This window comes from Streptomyces sp. A18, assembly GCF_059026065.1.
In genome coordinates this window covers 1-930 of record NZ_JBWLKL010000130.1, presented here as the reverse complement: position 1 = coordinate 930, position 930 = coordinate 1, and the positions used below count along the sequence as shown (strand labels likewise).

The following is a 930-nucleotide window of genomic DNA, read 5'->3' as shown; positions in this document are numbered from 1 at the left end:
CCCTCGCGGCGATCGGCTTCCAGCAGTCCTACACATACTTCACCTGGCGAAACACGAAGGACGAACTCACCGCTTACTTGCGGGAGTTGTCCACCGAGACCGCTCACTACCTCCGGCCCAACTTCTTCGTCAACACCCCGGACATCCTGCACGCCTACCTCCAGAAGGGCGGACGTCCCGCCTTCGAGGTCCGTGCCGTACTCGCCGCAACCCTCGCGCCGACGTGGGGCGTCTACAGCGGATACGAACTGTGCGAGAACGTCCCCGTGCGGCCCGGCAGCGAGGAATATCTGGACTCGGAGAAGTACCAACTGCGCCCGCGCGACTGGGAGTCCGCAGAGCGCACCGGCACCACCATCGCGCCCCTCATCACCACGCTGAACCGCGTGCGACGCGCCAATCCCGCCCTGCGGCAACTGCGTGAACTGCACTTCCACCCCACGGACCAGGAAGCGGTGATCGCGTACTCGAAGACGGTCACGGACGCGGAAGGCTCGAACACGGTCCTGGTGGTCGTGAACCTCGACGCCCACCACACCCAGGAGGCCACGGTCTCGTTGGACATGCCGAAACTCGGCCTCCACTGGCACGAGACCGTGCCGGTGCGCGACGAGCTCACCGGCGACACCTACCACTGGGGCAGGGCCAACTATGTGCGCCTCGAGCCGGGCCACGCGCCCGCGCACATCTTCAGGGTCCTGCGACCGTCCTCACCGTTGATCGGAGGGTCACCCACACCATGATCATCAATGAGCCCGTCCAGGACACCTTCGAGGACACGCCCGCGAAGGACCGGGATCCCGAGTGGTTCAAGCGCGCCGTCTTCTACGAGGTCCTGGTCCGCTCCTTCCAGGACAGCAACGGCGACGGCATCGGCGATCTCAAGGGCATCACCGCCAAGCTGGACTATCTGCAGTGGCTCGGCGTGGA

2 protein-coding genes are annotated in these 930 nt (G+C 65.5%); both read left to right on the top strand.

Features of this window, described 5'->3' with window-relative positions; all coding sequences use genetic code 11:
• Positions 1-743 (top strand): alpha-amylase family protein (locus tag AC5P1C_RS43805; RefSeq protein WP_493871588.1); only part of this gene is annotated, 743 nt, incomplete at its 5' end.
• Positions 740-930 (top strand): alpha-amylase family glycosyl hydrolase (locus tag AC5P1C_RS43800; RefSeq protein ID WP_493871587.1); only part of this gene is annotated, 191 nt, incomplete at its 3' end. The genes AC5P1C_RS43805 and AC5P1C_RS43800, both read left to right, overlap by 4 nt.